The 18329-nt window shown below is 41.0% G+C and carries 16 protein-coding genes; 15 read left to right on the forward strand and 1 reads right to left on the reverse strand.

The features are described from left to right. Nucleotides 1-82: 82 nt before the first annotated feature. From QT711_RS06750 to QT711_RS06775, 6 genes are all read left to right on the forward strand, one after another. Nucleotides 83-727 (forward strand): FadR/GntR family transcriptional regulator, encoded by a 645-nt coding sequence (locus QT711_RS06750; RefSeq protein ID WP_317942835.1) that lies wholly within the window; start codon nucleotides 83-85, stop codon nucleotides 725-727. 1 nt (nucleotide 728) lies between these two features. Then, entirely contained in the window at nucleotides 729-1586 is an 858-nt protein-coding gene (accD, locus tag QT711_RS06755; RefSeq protein ID WP_317942837.1) for an acetyl-CoA carboxylase, carboxyltransferase subunit beta, read from the forward strand. A gap of 1 nt (nucleotide 1587) precedes the next feature. Beyond that, nucleotides 1588-2541, forward strand: coding sequence for an acetyl-CoA carboxylase carboxyltransferase subunit alpha (locus tag QT711_RS06760; protein ID WP_317942839.1), 954 nt, complete (start codon nucleotides 1588-1590; stop codon nucleotides 2539-2541). 69 nt (nucleotides 2542-2610) lie between these two features. Beyond that, on the forward strand, nucleotides 2611-3573 hold the full coding sequence (pfkA, locus tag QT711_RS06765) for a 6-phosphofructokinase (RefSeq protein ID WP_317942840.1): 963 nt from the start codon (nucleotides 2611-2613) through the stop codon (nucleotides 3571-3573). Nucleotides 3574-3602: 29 nt separating this feature from the next. Continuing rightward, nucleotides 3603-5363, forward strand: coding sequence for a pyruvate kinase (pyk, locus tag QT711_RS06770; RefSeq protein ID WP_317942842.1), 1761 nt, complete (start codon nucleotides 3603-3605; stop codon nucleotides 5361-5363). A 102-nt stretch (nucleotides 5364-5465) separates the two neighbouring features. Then, nucleotides 5466-5849 (forward strand): FxsA family protein, encoded by a 384-nt coding sequence (locus QT711_RS06775; protein ID WP_317942844.1) that lies wholly within the window; start codon nucleotides 5466-5468, stop codon nucleotides 5847-5849. Here QT711_RS06775 and QT711_RS06780 read toward each other — a convergent pair. Next, a complete protein-coding gene (locus QT711_RS06780; protein WP_317942846.1) occupies nucleotides 5839-6813 on the reverse strand; it encodes an AI-2E family transporter in 975 nt (324 codons plus the stop codon). The two genes, QT711_RS06775 and QT711_RS06780, sit on opposite strands and share 11 nt — an antisense overlap. A 177-nt stretch (nucleotides 6814-6990) precedes the next feature. Between QT711_RS06780 and citZ the strand changes: the two genes are divergently transcribed. From citZ to polA, 9 genes are all read left to right on the forward strand, one after another. Then, a complete protein-coding gene (gene citZ / locus QT711_RS06785) occupies nucleotides 6991-8106 on the forward strand; it encodes a citrate synthase (protein WP_317942848.1) in 1116 nt (371 codons plus the stop codon). Between the two features lie 82 nt (nucleotides 8107-8188). After that, complete coding sequence (gene icd / locus QT711_RS06790; protein ID WP_317942850.1) at nucleotides 8189-9448, forward strand: NADP-dependent isocitrate dehydrogenase; 1260 nt, start codon at nucleotides 8189-8191, stop codon at nucleotides 9446-9448. A gap of 176 nt (nucleotides 9449-9624) precedes the next feature. Continuing rightward, the gene (gene mdh, locus QT711_RS06795; protein ID WP_317942852.1) at nucleotides 9625-10563 is read left to right on the forward strand and encodes a malate dehydrogenase; all 939 of its coding nucleotides are present in this window, start codon (nucleotides 9625-9627) and stop codon (nucleotides 10561-10563) included. Between the two features lie 171 nt (nucleotides 10564-10734). Continuing rightward, a complete protein-coding gene (locus tag QT711_RS06800; RefSeq protein ID WP_317942853.1) occupies nucleotides 10735-11211 on the forward strand; it encodes a MaoC/PaaZ C-terminal domain-containing protein in 477 nt (158 codons plus the stop codon). 66 nt (nucleotides 11212-11277) lie between these two features. Next, nucleotides 11278-11985, forward strand: coding sequence for a response regulator transcription factor (locus QT711_RS06805; RefSeq protein WP_317943019.1), 708 nt, complete (start codon nucleotides 11278-11280; stop codon nucleotides 11983-11985). Then, nucleotides 11982-13385, forward strand: coding sequence for a two-component system histidine kinase PnpS (gene pnpS / locus QT711_RS06810; protein ID WP_317942854.1), 1404 nt, complete (start codon nucleotides 11982-11984; stop codon nucleotides 13383-13385). The genes QT711_RS06805 and pnpS overlap by 4 nt, the downstream gene beginning before the upstream one ends. Before the next feature lie 263 nt (nucleotides 13386-13648). Further along, nucleotides 13649-14617, forward strand: coding sequence for an FtsH protease activity modulator HflK (gene hflK / locus QT711_RS06815; protein WP_317942855.1), 969 nt, complete (start codon nucleotides 13649-13651; stop codon nucleotides 14615-14617). Next, nucleotides 14617-15618, forward strand: a complete 1002-nt coding sequence (gene hflC, locus QT711_RS06820; protein WP_317942857.1) for a protease modulator HflC — start codon at nucleotides 14617-14619, stop codon at nucleotides 15616-15618. Before hflK ends, hflC begins: the two co-directional genes overlap by 1 nt. 82 nt (nucleotides 15619-15700) lie before the next feature. Next, nucleotides 15701-18328 carry a DNA polymerase I gene (gene polA / locus QT711_RS06825; RefSeq protein ID WP_317942858.1) on the forward strand — a complete coding sequence of 876 codons (2628 nt, stop codon included), beginning with the start codon at nucleotides 15701-15703 and terminating at the stop codon, nucleotides 18326-18328. The last annotated feature ends 1 nt before the right edge of the window (nucleotide 18329 follow it).

Here is an 18329-nt window from a genome sequence, read left to right on the forward strand (position 1 = left end):
CGGCTTGGTTTCTTTTCTGTATGCTTATAAACAATAGTGGTCTGACCACTTTTCAACAAAAGACGTCCAAAGGGGCACCAAAATGGAAACTATAAAACCTTCATCTAAAATGTTTCTTGATATTGTTGGAGAACTACGTCTGATGATTAAGGCGGAAGGCATTGCTGTTGGTGATAAACTCCCGTCTGAACGCGTGTTAGCTGAACGGCTTCAAGTTGGGAGATCCACGATTCGCGAAGCGCTTAGAAGTTTGGAGTTATTAGGTTTAATTGAAACGAGGCGTGGAGAAGGGACATTTTTATCGGATTTTAAAAAGCATCAACTTGTCGAAGTGCTCTCTACTTTCATTATGCAGCAACCGAATTCGGCGATGGATGTAAAGCAGACGAGGATTATCCATGAAAAAGCGGCAATTCGTTCAATATGCAAACAGGAAGAGAAGCGACAATTACCTGTTTGGCAAAGCCTTTTAGTAAGGCTTGAGGAAGACGGAGCGGTTTTGAGAGAGGACATCATCCGTGAGATGATTGTAGTGACTGATAACCGGTTGTCATTAAAAATTTGGTTTTTGTTGAAGCGATATAGTAGAGTTCCCTATGAAGAATTGACAACTGCTGCAGAAAAAGAAACTGTAAAAGTGTTGTTGGAAAATATAGTAAGTGGTCTTGAGGAAAAAGCAATTACTGCCTATGACAATTGGATTGAAATAATTGAGGGGGAAGTATGATATGATTCGTGATTTGTTTAAGAAAAATAGCCATAAAGCTGTGACCATACCTTCTGAAGAGGCTAAAAACGATGTGCCTGAAGGGTTAATGACAAAATGTCCAGCGTGTAAAGAAATCATCTTGACGAAAGATTTGATGAAGACTGCAAAAGTATGTCCAAAATGCGATCATCACTTCAAGATGACAGCTTGGGAGCGTGTTGATTGTTTATTTGATAAAGATACTTTTGAGCCAATGGATAGCCATTTACAAACGGAAAACCCATTACGTTTCCCATCTTATACAGAAAAGGTGAAATCGGATGCAGCGAAAACAGGCCTAAATGAAGCTGTTCTTACGGGTGTCGGAAAAATTGGCGGTTGCGAAGTTGCAGTTGCCATTATGGATTCGCATTTCAGAATGGGTTCTATGGGTTCGGTAGTCGGTGAAAAAATAACAAGAGCGGTGGAGAAAGCGACAGAGAAGAATATCCCTGTTCTTATCTTCTCAGCGAGTGGTGGCGCACGCATGCAAGAAGGAGTCCTATCCTTAATGCAAATGGCCAAAACGAGTGTTGCATTAAAAAGACATTCGGATAAAGGCTTGCTATTTATCTCCATTATGACGTATCCAACAACTGGTGGCGTGTCTGCGAGCTTTGCATCTGTTGGGGATATTAACCTTGCAGAACCAAAAGCACTGATTGGATTTGCGGGAAGAAGAGTTATTGAACAGACTGTAAGAGAGAAATTACCTGAAGATTTCCAAACCGCGGAGTTCCTTCTGGAGCATGGTCAAGTAGATGCAGTCATCCATCGTTGTGATATGGCTGAAGAACTTGCAAAATTGCTCAAGTTGCATGAAAGAGAGGGTAATTGAAATGAGTAAGACATTAGCCTTTGAAGAACCAATTGTTAAATTGCGCGAGAAGATTGCAGAGTTGGAAGAATTCACTTCATCCAATGATGTCGACCTCACAGCAGAAATTACAAATTTGAAAACACGTTTAAGCAATTTGGAAACTGAAATTTATACAAACATGGAACCTTGGGATCGTGTTCAAGTAGCAAGACATCCTCAACGCCCGACTACAAAAGAGTACATAGAAGAGTTGTTTGAGGATTTCTTTGAACTACACGGGGACCGCTGCTTCGGTGATGATGCTGCGATTGTGGCAGGAATTGGATCATTTGAATCCAAGCCAGTTACAATTATTGGTCACCAACGTGGAAAAGATACAAAAGAAAATGTGAAACGGAATTTTGGAATGCCTCATCCTGAAGGCTATCGGAAAGCTCTTCGTTTGATGAAACAAGCTGAAAAATTCGGTCGACCAATTATTTGTTTCATTGACACAAAAGGTGCGTATCCCGGTAAAGCAGCTGAAGAACGTGGTCAAAGTGAGGCGATTGCACGTAATTTGGTCGAAATGGCTGGCTTGAAAGTCCCTGTCGTTTCAATTGTGATCGGTGAAGGTGGAAGTGGTGGAGCGCTTGCACTAGGGGTTGCCAACCATGTCCACATGCTTGAACATTCCACTTACTCGGTTATTTCGCCTGAAGGCGCAGCTTCAATTCTCTGGAAAGATTCAAGTTTGTCGAAGCAAGCGGCTGAAGCTATGAAGATAACTGCTCAGCATTTGAAACAAATGGAGATTATAGACGAAATTATTCCTGAAGTATTAGGAGGCGCGCATCGTGATGCAAAAGCGCAAGCTGAAAATATGAGAAATGTTTTACGTAATTCGTTAGAAGTGCTTGGTAAGATGGATGAAAATGAAATCATTGAAAACCGGTATAAGAAGTTCCGGAATATAGGGGTATTTACTGAATAAGTCGAGGTGCGGGCAAGTCCCCGCATCTTTTCGTGTTTTCCACAACTACTTGTAAAGGATGTGCTCGCGTTGAAGAAAATAGCTGTTTTGACAAGTGGCGGTGACGCGCCTGGAATGAATGCTGCAGTCCGTGCTGTTGTTCGTAAAGGAATTTATGAAGGTCTTCAAATAGCAGGAGTGTATAATGGCTATCAAGGATTGATTCAAGGGAAAATTGAACAGTTGGAACTTGGTTCGGTAGGAGATATCATTCAACGTGGAGGAACAATGCTCCGGTCAGCGCGCTCTCCTGAATTTATGACAGAGGAAGGTCGAGCAGAGGCTGTCAGACAACTTCATGCAAATGGGATTGATGGACTTGTTGTAATCGGTGGTGATGGATCTTTCCGTGGGGCATATGAATTAGTCAAGTTGGGTATTCCGTGTGTATGTGTGCCTGCAACAATCGATAATGACATCAATGGAACGCAGTTTACAATTGGTTTCGACTCGGCATTAAATACAGTCATTGATGCAATTGACAAAATACGGGATACGGCGACTTCACACGAACGTACTTTCATCATTGAAGTGATGGGTAGGGATGCGGGTGATTTAGCGCTTTGGTCAGGTCTTGCAGGGGGAGCAGAAACCATTCTGATTCCTGAAGAAGGCTTTGCAATTGATGAAATCATTACAAGATTACAAAGCGGTTCTGGTCGTGGGAAGAAACATAGTATCATCATTGTTGCTGAAGGTGTGATGACTGGATCAGCCCTCGCTGAAGTCTTAAAGGAAAAAGCAGGGATTGAAACACGTGTGTCTGTACTGGGACATATTCAAAGAGGCGGCTCTCCTTCAGCGAGAGATCGTGTCATTGCGAGTCAGTATGGTGCGAGAGCTGTGGAAGTGCTTTGTGAAGGACGAAGTGGCATCGCGATTGGAATGCAGAACAATATGGTGGTAGACTATGACTTGGATGTAGTTTTTAACCCTTCTGACCATACATTTGACAAACAATTGTATAAGTTGTCGAAAGAGTTATCAATTTAAAGAAGAGTAGACGAAAGGGCGTTGAAATGATGAGGAAGACAAAAATTGTATGTACAATCGGACCTGCTAGTGAATCACCAGAAACTCTGGAACAATTGATGGAAGCAGGTATGAATGTAGCGAGGCTTAACTTTTCACATGGTTCACATGAAGAGCATAAAGCGAGGATTCTAGCCATCAGGGAAGCGTCTAAAAAGACAGGTAAAGTAGTAGGGATCTTGCTCGATACGAAAGGACCCGAGATTCGAACGCACTCCATGAAGAACGGGCTTGTTGAACTCGTGACAGGACAAAAAATTGCGATTTCCATGTCTGAAGTTGAAGGGACAGAGGAGATGTTCTCTGTTACCTACGACAAGCTGATTGATGATGTGGATAAAGGCTCTGTCATTTTATTGGACGATGGCCTCATTCAACTGGAAGTCATCGAGAAAGATGTGGCGAATGGACTGATTCATACACTTGTTATCAATTCAGGTCCTTTGAAAAATAAAAAGGGTGTAAACGTACCAGGTGTTTCTGTTCAATTGCCTGGTATTACCGAAAAGGATAAGGAAGATATTTTATTCGGTATCGACCAAGGTGTTGACTTCATTGCGGCTTCTTTTGTCAGAAGAGCATCTGACGTTATGGAGATTCGTGAATTGTTGGAGAAAAACAGCGGTGGCCATATCCATATCATCCCGAAAATCGAGAATCAGGAAGGTGTAGACAATCTCGATGATATTTTAAACGTTTCAGATGGTTTGATGGTCGCTCGTGGAGATCTCGGTGTGGAGATTCCGGCAGAAAAAGTTCCTCTCGTTCAAAAGAACATGATTGAGAAATGTAACCAAGTCGGAAAACCCGTTATTACAGCAACTCAAATGTTAGATTCCATGCAACGCAATCCTCGTCCGACGAGAGCGGAGGCGAGTGACGTAGCGAATGCAATTCTAGATGGTTCTGATGCCATTATGCTATCTGGTGAGACAGCTGCTGGACTATACCCGGTAGAGTCAGTACGCACGATGGATCGAATTGCACAAACTGCAGAAAGTGCTGTTGACTATCGAGCTGTCGTTTCTACACGTCGGAAAGAAAAACAAGGCAATATGACAGAAGCAATTGGTCAAGCCGCAGCATATACAGCCATTAATTTGAATGTAAAAGCTGTTTTAGCACCTACTGAAAGTGGTCATACTGCCAAAATGATTGCGAAATACCGTCCAGGTTGTCCAATTATTGCAATGACTTCATCAGAAATTTGTTCACGTAAACTTTCACTTGTTTGGGGAATTTATCCGATCATTGGTGAACGAGTGCATTCGATTGATGAAATTTTACAAGAATCTGTAGAAGAAAGTGTGAAACACCAATATGTGACGCACGGTGATGTCGTCATTATCACTGCAGGTGTTCCTGTTGGTGAAGCGGGCACGACGAATCTGATGAAAATCCATGTCATTGGTGATATGCTTGCCAAAGGTCAAGGAATCGGAAAATCAGTTGCTTTCGGTCAGGCAGTCATTGCGCATAATGCACAAGAAGCATTGGCACACGATGTCGACGGTAAGATCATCGTCACAAACTCTTCTGATCGTGACATGATGCCGGCAATTGAGAAGTGCGCTGGATTAATTACCGAAGAAGGTGGATTGACGAGCCACGCAGCGGTTGTCGGTTTAAGTTTAGGCATTCCGGTCATTGTTGGAGTGGAGAAAGCGACCGAATTGATTATCCACGGAAAAGACATTACAATGGATGCGGAGTCTGGAGTCATTTATAATGGACATGCAAGTGTCCTATAAGTATTTACGAAACGATTACAGGAAAATGTAGTCGTCACATTTCAAAAGGCTGTCTTTCGTTCAATCGGAAGCAGCCTTTTCAGGATTGGAGGAAATGCAGAATTGAAATGGCTAATTGCAGCGTTTATCCTCGTACCAACTGCAGAAATTGCGCTTTTGTTATATTCCGGAAATCAATTGGGCGTAATGCCGACTGTCCTCCTTATTTTGCTAACTGGTTTAGGCGGCGCTTATCTTGCAAAACGACAAGGGTTAAAAGCGTGGAAGGAACTGCAAATAAGAATGTCGTCCATGGAAACACCAGGTAATGCAATTATTGATGGCCTATGTATTTTCATTGGAGGAATTCTTCTCATGATGCCTGGCTTTTTGACAGACTTCGCCGGCCTGTTGCTATTGTTCAATGGACCAAGAAATCTCATTCGACCATTCATCGTGAAATGGATATACAATAAAATGAAAAAAGGCCAGATTATTATTCGATGAAATAAGGATGCTTCTTTAACTTTAACGCAGCGAACAAAAGAAAAGGTGTTAGTAGGATTCCGGGAAGTCCGAACAAATAGAAAGAGCAAACGGTTATGAAAAACGCATGAATCGGTTGTACACGAAAAGCAGATGCCCACATGAGCGACTCGGCCATCTGTCTTGCGATGATGACAAAGATGTATAAGAGCAATAATGCGATCGCGACAATCATTTTATTTGAATAAAAGAAGAAAGCAGCCATTGGAATGAGGAAGAGACCGATTCCAAGTAATGGCAAACTGTCAACGAGTGATACAAGGAAAGCGCTTCCGATTGGAGAGCTAAAATCCAGAAGTGTAAAACCAATCCCCAAAATGATAAAGGTCAACAAAAATAGTCGAGCTTCCACAAAAACAAAAGTTCCGATCAGTTCCCCCGCTTTTGTAAAAATCTTTTTGGCTGGTTTCTTCATGCTGATAGGGAAATAGACTAGAAACCAGAATCGATTCTTTCCTGATTCACGCAACGCAAAAAAATAGGCGACAAGAAAAATGAAAAGGCTAAATAATCGTTGGAATAATGTAGTCGTAAATGCAATGGCATGTTCGAGTAGTGCGTGTCCGTATTCGGCAACTTTTTCTTCTAGGAACGTAAATACTTTTCCTGAAACATCGGAGTTGGCAGTGTACGGAGCAAGGTGCTTTTCTACAATCGGGACGGTATCAATGAGCCCGTGAATGGCAATGAACGAAAACGTGCTTACAATAAATATGATAGATAACATAACAAACAAAGTGGCAATTGTTAGCGGTAGCTTAGTGACGGTGCGTAGTGCAGTCAATATTGGAGCTGTGAAATAGGCAATAATGATTGCAATGCCAACTGGCGGGACAAAGTAAATGAAAATGATTGCGAAGATTGCAGGAAACCAACTTAGTGACAACTGTTTAATCGACTCATGTTGTACGTGTTTTTTGATCAAATTTCCACCCTTTTTCACTTTTTTACAATGAAAACAAGCGTTTTCATTCACAAAACTGTAATATTTGCTTATAATGGTGAATGTAAGCGTTACACACTGAAGTAAATAAGTAGATTTGTCTATGTTTACAAGGTTTTTGTAGATATATAGACAAAATTGAGTGAAGGAGCGATTCAAATGACAGCAACAAAAGGATTAGAAGGAATCGTAGCGACACAATCTGCCATCAGTTCTATTATTGATGACACCCTTACATATGTCGGTTACGATATTGATGATCTTGCTGAAAATGCAAGCTTCGAGGAAGTTGTGTATCTACTTTGGCATCAACGTCTGCCAAAAGCAGATGAACTTGCTGAATTCAAACAACAACTAGCGGATAACATGTCGATTCCACAGCCTGTACTTGATCATTTCAAGACGTACCCAATCGACAAAGTGCATCCTATGGCTGCGGTAAGAACAGCTGTAACTCTTCTTGGATTATACGATGAGAATGCAGAAGATATGTCTGACGAGGCGAACTACGAGAAGGCGATTAAGCTCCAAGCGAAAATCGCAACAATTGTTACTGCTTTTTCACGTATCCGTAAGGGACAAGAACCTGTTGCACCTAAGAAGGATCTCGGTTACGCAGCAAACTTCTTATACATGTTGACAGGAGAACAGCCGCAAGAGATTGCAATTGAAGCATTCAATAAGGCACTCGTACTGCATGCGGATCATGAGTTAAATGCATCCACATTCACTGCACGTGTTTGTGTAGCTACTTTATCTGATATGTATTCAGGTGTTACCGCAGCGATCGGCGCTCTTAAAGGTCCACTTCATGGTGGAGCGAATGAGCAAGTGATGAAGATGTTAATGGAAATCGGTTCTGAAGACAAAGTTGAATCTTTTATCAGAGAAAAACTTGATAACAAAGAAAAAATTATGGGCTTCGGTCACCGTGTCTATCGTAAAGGTGATCCACGCGCGAAACATCTACGTGAAATGTCTAAAAAGCTAACAACTCTTCGCGGAGAAGAGAAATGGTACAACATGTCACAACAGATTGAGTCAATTGTTACAGGTGAAAAGAATTTACCGCCAAATGTTGATTTCTATTCAGCTTCGGTTTATCATTCACTTGGTATCGATCATGACTTGTTCACGCCTATTTTTGCAGTTTCACGTTTCTCTGGATGGACGGCACACATTTTAGAGCAGTATTCGAACAACAGATTGATCCGTCCACGTGCAGAGTATATCGGTCCGGATATGCAAAAATATGTACCAATCAATGAGCGATAACAGTTGTTTAACTGAATAGACAAGCTTTTTGGGGCAGTATCCGGTATACTTGCCCTCTCATCATGAATTGGAGGAATTATCAATGGCGAAAATTACAGTAACTAACGGTGTTTTAAATGTTCCAGATGAAGCAACAATTCCATTCATTATCGGTGACGGTACAGGTCCTGATATTTGGCATGCAGCTTCCCGCGTAATTGAAGCGGCTGTAGAAAAAGCTTATGAGGGAAAAAAGAAAATTGAGTGGAAAGAAGTTCTTGCAGGTGAAAAGGCATTCAACGAAACAGGTGAATGGTTGCCACAAGAAACGCTTGATACAATCGAGGAATATTTGATTGCAATTAAAGGTCCTTTAACAACTCCAATCGGTGGAGGTTTCCGTTCATTGAACGTAGCTCTTCGTCAAGAGTTGGATCTCTACACTTGCCTACGTCCGGTACGTTATTTTGAAGGTGTTCCTTCTCCAGTGAAACGTCCTGAAGATTGTGATATGGTTATTTTCCGTGAAAATACGGAAGATATTTATGCGGGTATTGAATACAAAGAAGGTTCAGAAGAAGTAAACAAGCTGATTTCATTCCTTCAAACAGAAATGGGTGTCAATAAAATCCGTTTCCCTGAAACTTCTGGTATTGGTATTAAACCAATTTCCAAAGAAGGAACAAAACGTCTTGTTCGTGGCGCATTGAACTATGCAATTAACGAAGGTCGTAAATCATTGACACTTGTTCACAAAGGGAACATTATGAAGTTCACTGAAGGAGCTTTCAAAAACTGGGGCTACGAAGTGGCTGAAGAAGAATTCGGTGACAAAGTATTCACTTGGAACCAATACGATAAAATCAAAGAAACAGAAGGTACGGAAGCTGCAAACAAGGCACAAGCTGATGCTGAAGCAGCTGGTAAAATCATCGTAAAAGATTCAATCGCTGACATCTTCTTACAACAAATTCTTACACGTCCAAAAGAGTTTGATGTTGTTGCAACAATGAACTTGAATGGTGACTATATTTCTGACGCACTTGCTGCACAAGTTGGTGGAATCGGTATTGCTCCAGGAGCGAACATCAACTACGTAACAGGACATGCGATCTTTGAAGCAACTCACGGAACTGCACCTAAATATGCAGGTCTTGACAAAGTAAACCCTTCATCTGTATTGCTTTCTGGTGTTATGATGCTCGAGCATATGGGTTGGAACGAAGCGGCTAAAATGATCATGGCTTCCATCGAGAAGACAATTGCTTCTAAAGTGGTAACATATGACTTCGCGCGTCTAATGGACGGTGCGACTGAAGTGAAGACTTCTGAGTTTGCTGATGAATTGATCAAAAACTTATAATTCATGAATCCATCCTCCTTTATTGTCTTTGGACAATGAAGGGGGATTTTTCTTTGCTTCATAGGACTTTCCAATGGGACGTTGCCTAAAGCCGTTAGGAGTTTACGGTTTTGTGGTAGACTATGGTAGAGGGCATACCCTTCGAATACTTGCAACAGAAAAAGGAGAGTTTTCTAATGACATTGAAACGGAAGAAAGTCTCAGTTATCGGTTCAGGTTTCACAGGTGCAACAACAGCATTTCTGCTTGCGCAAAAAGAATTATGCGATGTAGTACTTGTCGATATTCCACACATGGAAAATCCGACAAAAGGAAAAGCACTCGATATGCTCGAAGCAGGACCTGTACTAGGTTTTGATGCGCAAATTACTGGTACAGCATCATACGCTGATACTAAGGAATCCGATATTGTCATCATAACAGCCGGTATTGCACGAAAGCCAGGTATGAGCAGAGATGACCTCGTGCAAACAAATCAACAAATCATGAAAGATGTAACAACTGAAATTGTGAACTATTCTCCGAATGCGATCATACTTGTTTTGACAAATCCTGTAGATGCTATGACGTATACCGTCTTCCGTACATCAGGATTCCCTAAAGAACGGGTCATCGGGCAGTCAGGCGTTTTGGATACCGCTCGCTTCCGTACGTTTGTTGCACAGGAATTGAATGTGTCCGTGAAAGATGTCACCGGATTTGTACTCGGAGGACATGGGGATGATATGGTGCCACTCATCCGCTATTCAGCAGCAGGAGGGGTTCCCATCAAATCATTGTTAAAGCCCGAACAAATAGAGGGAATTGTGGAACGGACTCGAAAAGGAGGAGCTGAAATTGTCAATCTCCTTGGCAATGGCTCTGCATATTACGCGCCAGCAGCATCACTTGTTGAAATGGCTGAAGCGATTCTGAAAGACCAAAAACGAATTCTCCCGTCCATCGCCTATTTGGAAGGTGAATATGGAATGGAAGGTATTTATTTAGGCATGCCAACGATTCTTGGAGCAAATGGGATTGAACAGATTATTGAGTTAGAACTGTCAGATGATGAAAACAAAGCCCTCTTGAAATCCGCATCTGCTGTCAAAGCGGTCATGGAAGTATTGGCATGATAGAAATAACTAATCCGAGTGGCATTGTGCAACTCGGATTTTTACAATTGTAAACACAATGTTAAATTTACTCAAATATGAACGAAACCTTGTATTTAGCACGGAAGAAGCTTGCTCTTTCTGATGAAATATTGATACAATTTTTATGACGGAATGATGAGGGGGAAAACAATGATACTGGGCAAGAAAAGACGTTTAGGTCGTAGTATTGATAAAATCGATACAGGGGAAAAGTTGAAATTGACAGAGAAGATAGAGGATAAAGATCTACTCGTTTATCTTGGGTTAACGAACGATGCGAATCCACTCTATATTCAGCATGATTATGCTTCTCAAACTGCGTATGAACGACCAATTGTGCCAACAATCATGTTAACCGGAATTATTACTGCTGCAATCTCCAAATACATGCCTGGTCCGGGGTCACATGTCACAGAACAACATTTGCAATTTCCAGAACACGTTTACCATTACGAAACAATCGATATTCAATTGGAAGTTAAGCAGGTTGATAAAGAAAATAACTTCATTGTCATTCAAGTAGAAGCGACAAAAGAGGATGGAAGTGTAGTCATAACTGGCTCGATGACCGTCATTCCACCTGTCATGAAGGACCACTTGACAACACAAGCAATGGAGAATTTTTAAGATTTGAATATGAGATAAAACAATATAAAACGAATGTAGAGTAGACAGCTAAGGGGGATGAAGAACATCGTTAGCAAAATATTAATCGTCGATGACGAACAACCGATTCGCACATTGCTCGACTATAACTTAAAACAATCCAATTTTGAAACGGTAATGGCGGCCGATGGAGAAGAAGCTGTTCGTAAAGTGGAGACTGAAAAACCGGACTTAATACTCCTTGATTTGATGTTACCGAAAATGGATGGTATAGAAGTATGCAAAGTGTTGAGGCAAAGGAAAAGTAATATTCCAATTATCATGCTGACTGCAAAAGGCGAAGAGCCAGATAAAGTGCTCGGATTGGAAATCGGTGCGGACGATTATATGACAAAGCCCTTTAGTCCACGTGAAGTGATTGCGCGTGTAAAAGCTGTATTGCGTAGAAGTGGGGATCGTTCTGATATCGAAACAGATGGTGATGAAATCCTGGCATCCGGTTCACTGACAGTACATCCTGAGCAGTACGAGGCTTATTTAGATGGAAAAGCATTAGAATTCACACCAAAAGAATTTGAGTTGCTGGTCTATTTCATTCAACATAAGAATCGTGTGTTAACGCGTGACCAATTGCTAAGTGCTGTGTGGAATTACGACTTTGCGGGAGACACAAGAATTGTTGATGTTCATGTGAGTCATTTACGTGAAAAGATTGAGGAAAACACAAGAAAACCGTTATTCATAAAAACGGTAAGAGGTATCGGTTATAAATTTGAGGAGCAAAAGACGCAATGAGCAGCCTCCATTCACGACTATCAGTTGCATTTGCAGTGATGCTTTTTATTTTATTGGCTGGTCTAGGCATCGTCCTCGGCCAGTTTTTTCAACTGATTGACCATGAAATAACAAAAGAAGTAGAGATTAAGTATTGGTACTTTCTATTGTTTTTTCTTTTGATATCTTACTTGATTACGTTGTTTATTGGTATACGTGTCATTCGACAATATACCAAACCGATTGATCATGTAAAAAGGACAGCGCAACTCATTGCCAAAGGAGACTATTTGGCAAGAGCGCCGATCGATAAGAATGGTGGTCAAGACGAACTTGCACTCGCTGTGAATCAAATCGCAAGAAATTTACAAGAAACGTCCATTTTACGAGCGATGGAGAAGGAACGCTTAAAAACATTAGTTGAAAGCATGGGGAGCGGTCTGTTAATGTTCGGGCGAGAGGGCTCCGTCAATTTGCTAAACGGTGCATTTGAAGAAACATTTGGTGTCACGCGTGAGCAACTGATTGGCAAAACGTATATGGAAATTGGTTTGCCAACAGATTTTGAGCGAATCATAGAAGATGTCTTTTTGACCGAACAAGTACAAGAGCGTCAAATCCGTCATCGCCAATCCTTTTTGAGTGTTTATGGTGCGCCTGTCATTGGCCGCCATGGGAACTGGCTGGGTATCATCGTCGTCTTACACGACATTACGGAAATCATCCGATTGGAGGAAATACGGAAAGATTTTGTGGCAAACGTTTCCCATGAATTAAGAACACCCATCACTTCCATAAAAGGTTTTATTGAAACGCTGTTGGATGGTGCGATGAAGGAACCGGTACTATTAAAGGACTTTTTGGAAATCATCCAGAAGGAAAGTGAACGCCTTCATGTGCTCGTAAATGATCTCCTCGAATTGTCAGGCATTGAGCGTGAAGGTTTCCAGTTGAACAAGCGACAAGTAAGTTTGCAGGAGATTGTAAAGGACGCTAAAAAAATCACATCGGGTTTGGCAGAGCGCAAAAACATGCGTATTATCGATGAGACAGCTGCAATTACAGTAATGGCAGATGCTGACCGATTAATTCAGGTGATGGTCAACTTGCTGACGAACGCCATTAATTATTCGAAAGAAGGTACAACGATTACAATTGCAGCTTTAGAGAATGCGCATGAGGTAATTCTCTCTGTAACGGACGAAGGGATGGGTATTGAAGCTAAAGAGCTACCACGCCTTTTTGAAAGATTTTACCGCGTAGACCGTGCACGAAGCAGGGAGTCAGGTGGTACCGGGTTAGGTTTAGCTATTGTGAAACATTTGATCGAAGCGCATGGTGGGAAAGTTGCTGTAGAGAGTGAAATAGGGAAAGGCACAACATTTACAATTTATATACCTAAACGTACGAAAGAACTTTGAGTGTGTCATAATTTTAGAATATAAGGAAAAAAGACGAACGGTTTGTGCCGTTCGTCTTTTTGCCTATGTTTGTAAAGAGGAGACCTCGATCAATCTATTTCTACCCTGCAATACATCGAGCGTCTAAGATACAACAGTATTTGTCAAGGTAGTTGGTAGGGGTACAGAATATCTAGATAAAATTTTTATAAGTCGATTCTGAAACTTATTTGTGATAAATCCGTACATGTAGTAGATACATAGAAAAAGGGGGAACTTCAACGATGAGTACACGCCGTGCATCGATAGCAGCCGGACTGGTAATTGCGGGAGTCATACTACTCGTAGTTGCATTTACGACTTGGTACACAATTGATGAATCAGAACAGGCTGTTGTCATTACATTTGGAAAAGCCGATACTCCGGTCACTGAATCGGGTTTGCATTTTAAACTGCCTTGGCCGATTCAACAGATTGAAAAGTTATCGAAAGAGACGTATAGTCTGCAGTTTGGTTACAAGCAAGACGCTAGTGGAGAATTAGTGTCGTATGACAAGGAAACAAAAATGATTACAGGTGACGAATATATTGTCCTTGCAGATTTGATTGTGCAATGGAAAATTACGGATCCAGAAAAGTATTTGTTCAATGCGCAAGATCCACAGGAAATCTTGCATGATTCAACATCAGCATCTATTCGATCTATCATTGGCAGTTCAACAATCGATGCTGCTTTGACGGATGGAAAAGCCGAAATTGAAGCGAAAACGCGCGAACTATTAACTTCACTTGTAAATACGTATGACATTGGTATTTCTATACAAGGCGTTAAGTTGCAAGACGTAGAACTACCGAATGCAGAGGTGCGAGCTGCCTTTACAGCTGTTACAGATGCAAGAGAAACGAAAAACACTAAAATAAATGAAGCAAACAAGTACCGAAACCAACGGACAAGTGAAGCGGTTGGAGAAAGAGACGCTATTAAATCAAGGGCAATTGGACAGAAAACGGCACGTATTGAACAAGCACTGGGAGATGTAGCGTTATTTAACGATTTGCATGCCGAGTATAAGAAGAATACGGCAATCACACGTCAACGTTTAATCATTGAAACGCTCGAGCAAGTGTTACCTAAAGCGAAAATCTATATTATGAACGATGACGGAGAGACGTTGAAATATTTACCTTTACAACAAATGGAGAATCAGACTCCACCACCTGCTGAAACAAAAACAGAAGGGGGGAATAATTAATGACCAACGATAATAACCCATTCAAAAGCATAGAAGAGAAATTCATGGAAAAACAACGTGCAAAACAAAAAGGTACATCGGATCCAAATAAAGTCATTACACCAAAGCGTCCTGTAAATGTGAAGAAATATGTTAGAACCGCAGTTTTGTTAACAGTATTCTTTACCGTCGCGGTAATTCTGCTAGCAAATGTCTTTGTTGTAAAGGAAGATGAGTACAGAGTGATTAGCCAGTTTGGAGAAATTAAAAGGACAATTCAAGAACCTGGCCTAAATATGAAAGTACCTTTCATTCAAACAGTGACCGTGTTACCTAAAAATCAAATGACGTATAATGTTTCAGAAGCAGAAATCAATACAAGAGACAAAAAACGAATCATTATTGACAACTATGCAGTATGGAAAATTAATAATCCAAGAGAAATGATAACGAATGCTAGAAATATTATTAATGCTGAGTCAAGAATGGAGGAATTCATTTATTCGGTTATACGGAATGAGATGGGTCAGCTGGACTACGTGGATGTCATTAACGATGAAAACCCATCACGAGGAAGTTTGAATGATCGTGTGACTGAGCAAGTGAACACGTTTTTAAAAGAAGGGAACTTTGGTATTGAAGTAATAGATGTACGTATGAAGCGAATTGATTTGCCAGAGGAAAACGAACATTCGATCTACACCAGAATGATTTCTGAACGTGATTCAACTGCTCAAACATATTTGTCCCAAGGGGATGCAGAAAAGAAGAAGATTGAAGCGGAAACGGATCGTGAAGTTCAAGAGATGCTGGCGACAGCAAAGAAAGACGCAGCGATCATCCATGCTGAAGGGGAAGCAGAAGCAGCGAAAATTTATAATAATGCTTTCTCAAAAGACCCTGAGTTTTACAATCTTTATCGAACGTTGCAATCATACTCAAGAACGATTGGTGATGATACAATGATCATTATGCCTGCAGATTCACCATATGCAAAATTACTAACTGGATACTTAGAGTAATCAGTAGCGTCATTTTCAATTATTCTGCCCCTCGTGGTAAGATAAATGAAGATGACGTTTTTAATTAAGGAGTGAATCGGATTTGTCAAAAGAGAAAGTGGTCCTTTTAGATGGAAATAGTTTAGCGTATCGCGCATTTTTTGCATTGCCGCTTTTAACGAATGATAGTGGAATTCATACGAACGCCGTATATGGATTTACAATGATGCTACAAAACATTTTATCCGAGGAAAAGCCGACACATATACTTGTTGCGTGGGATGCGGGAAAAACAACATTTAGACATGCGACGTTCGGTGAATATAAAGGTGGTAGACAGAAGACGCCACCTGAGCTTTCGGAGCAATTCCCTTATTTGCGTAAATTGCTTGATGCATATGAAATTCCTCAATATGAACTTGATCAATACGAAGCAGATGACATCATTGGAACCTTGAGCAAAGTGGGCGAAGAGAAAGGTGTTGAAGTTGTCGTTATCTCTGGAGATAAAGATTTGACGCAACTCGCTAGTGATACAACTACCGTTTGCATTACACGAAAAGGGATAACGGATCTGGAAAAATATACACCAGCACATATTGAGGAGAAATATGGGCTGACACCTGAGAAGATCATCGATATGAAAGGACTCATGGGGGATGCTTCAGACAATATACCTGGTGTGCCTGGTGTCGGAGAGAAAACAGCCATAAAATTATTAAAACAATTCGAGACTGTGGAAGGGGTTTATGAGTCACTGGATGCTGTCTCAGGTAAAAAGTTAAAAGAAAATTTGACCGCAAATGAAGACCAGGCAATTATGAGTAAAAAGCTTGCGACGATTGAAGTGCAAGCACCGATTACAATTGCGTTAGATGATTTGTCATATAAAGGACCTCATGAAGAGAAAGTTAAAGCGATTTTCGAGGAATTGAAATTTAAAACGCTTTTAGAAAAAATGACGCCGCAGTCAGAAAGCATTGAAATGCATGAAACAATCGAAGTTGACATCATTTCGGATGGAGATACTGTTAAATTAGCTGACGAAATGGCTGTACATGTTGAGATGAAAGATGAGAAATATCTTTCGACAAATGTGTTAGGTGTCAGCATGACGGATGGACACACAATTTCTTATATCCCAATAGAAGTCCTTCAAGCTTCAAAAACGTTAACCGCATGGTTCCAGGATGAGTCAAAGAAAAAGTATGCGACGGATACGAAAGCGACCTATGCATCTTTATTGCGTTATGGGATTGAAACGAACGGATTTGAATTCGATTTGCTTTTAGCTACGTACATTGCAAACCCTTCCTCGTCTTATACGGATGTCGCTTCCGTTGCGAAGGAATTCAATTATCATGAAGTTGAATCAGATGAAGTGATTTATGGGAAAGGTGCTAAGAAAGCTGTACCTGAAGAACACGTTATTGCTGAACATGCAGGTCGGAAAGTGAAGGCCGTTTGGTCATTAAAACCGAAGTTGGAAGAACAATTACGTCAAAATGAGCAATTTGACTTGTACCATGAACTCGAGATGCCGTTGGCCAAAATACTTGGCAAAATGGAATCTACAGGAGTGAAGACTGATTTACGTATCCTTCAACAAATAGGTGTCGAATTATCGACAAGGTTGTCTGAGCTGGAGTCCATTATTTACGAGATGGCTGGCCAACCGTTCAATATTAATTCACCTAAGCAGCTAGGTGAAATCCTCTTTGAGAAAATTGGATTGACGCCAATCAAGAAGACAAAAACCGGCTATTCAACAGCAGCGGATGTATTGGAAAAGCTGGAAAGTGAACATGAAATAATTGGATTCATCCTAACGTATCGACAACTCGGTAAATTGAATTCGACTTATATAGAAGGATTATCCAAAGAAATCCATGAGGATGGAAAAATTCATACGCGCTTCCAACAAGCGTTAACGCAGACGGGACGACTAAGTTCCATTAACCCGAACTTGCAAAATATCCCGATTCGTTTAGAAGAAGGGCGTAAAATACGGGCTGCCTTTGTGCCTTCTGAACCTGGCTGGATGATGTTTGCAGCTGATTATTCGCAAATTGAGTTGCGTGTCCTTGCACATATCTCGCAAGATGAAAAAATGATTGCTGCGTTCCGTGAAGGTGAAGACATTCATACAAAAACGGCAATGGATGTTTTCGGAGTGGATAAAGACGGCGTCTCATCTGATATGAGAAGAACTGCGAAAGCGGTCAATTTCGGTATTGTCTACGGAATTAGCGATTATGGATTGTCTCAAAGTTTAAATATTACCCGAAAAGAAGCTGGAAAGTTCATTGATACGTATTTAGAAACATTTCCAGGTGTGAAGCAATATATGGAAGATATTGTGGCGGATGCAAAATTAAAAGGATATGTCGTCACGATGATGAACCGCAGACGGTATTTGCCAGATATAACAAGTTCTAATTTTAACTTGAGGAGCTTTGCAGAAAGAACTGCGATGAATACGCCAATTCAAGGAACAGCAGCAGATATTATAAAAAAAGCGATGATTGACATGGATGCACGGTTAGAAGCTGAAAAGATGGAAGCGCGCATGCTTCTCCAAGTACATGATGAATTGATCTTTGAGGCTCCTGAACACGAGATAGAGAAATTGAAAGAAATCGTACCAGAAGTAATGGAATCTGCTTTGCAACTGGATGTCCCGTTACTAGTGGAATCTGCATTTGGCTTGTCATGGTACGAAACGAAATGAG

This window comes from Sporosarcina saromensis (assembly GCF_033253735.1).
GTDB lineage: Bacteria > Bacillota > Bacilli > Bacillales_A > Planococcaceae > Sporosarcina > Sporosarcina saromensis.

Bases quoted from the DNA above. Each gene is read 5' to 3' on its own strand.
- QT711_RS06750 (WP_317942835.1), top strand. From the start codon at position 83: ATGGAAACTATAAAACCTTCATCTAAAATGTTTCTTGATATTGTTGGA.
- accD (WP_317942837.1), top strand. From the start codon at position 729: ATGATTCGTGATTTGTTTAAGAAAAATAGCCATAAAGCTGTGACCATA.
- QT711_RS06760 (WP_317942839.1), top strand. From the start codon at position 1,588: ATGAGTAAGACATTAGCCTTTGAAGAACCAATTGTTAAATTGCGCGAG.
- pyk (WP_317942842.1), top strand. From the start codon at position 3,603: ATGAGGAAGACAAAAATTGTATGTACAATCGGACCTGCTAGTGAATCA.
- citZ (WP_317942848.1), top strand. From the start codon at position 6,991: ATGACAGCAACAAAAGGATTAGAAGGAATCGTAGCGACACAATCTGCC.
- icd (WP_317942850.1), top strand. From the start codon at position 8,189: ATGGCGAAAATTACAGTAACTAACGGTGTTTTAAATGTTCCAGATGAA.
- mdh (WP_317942852.1), top strand. From the start codon at position 9,625: ATGACATTGAAACGGAAGAAAGTCTCAGTTATCGGTTCAGGTTTCACA.
- QT711_RS06800 (WP_317942853.1), top strand. From the start codon at position 10,735: ATGATACTGGGCAAGAAAAGACGTTTAGGTCGTAGTATTGATAAAATC.
- pnpS (WP_317942854.1), top strand. From the start codon at position 11,982: ATGAGCAGCCTCCATTCACGACTATCAGTTGCATTTGCAGTGATGCTT.
- hflK (WP_317942855.1), top strand. From the start codon at position 13,649: ATGAGTACACGCCGTGCATCGATAGCAGCCGGACTGGTAATTGCGGGA.
- hflC (WP_317942857.1), top strand. From the start codon at position 14,617: ATGACCAACGATAATAACCCATTCAAAAGCATAGAAGAGAAATTCATG.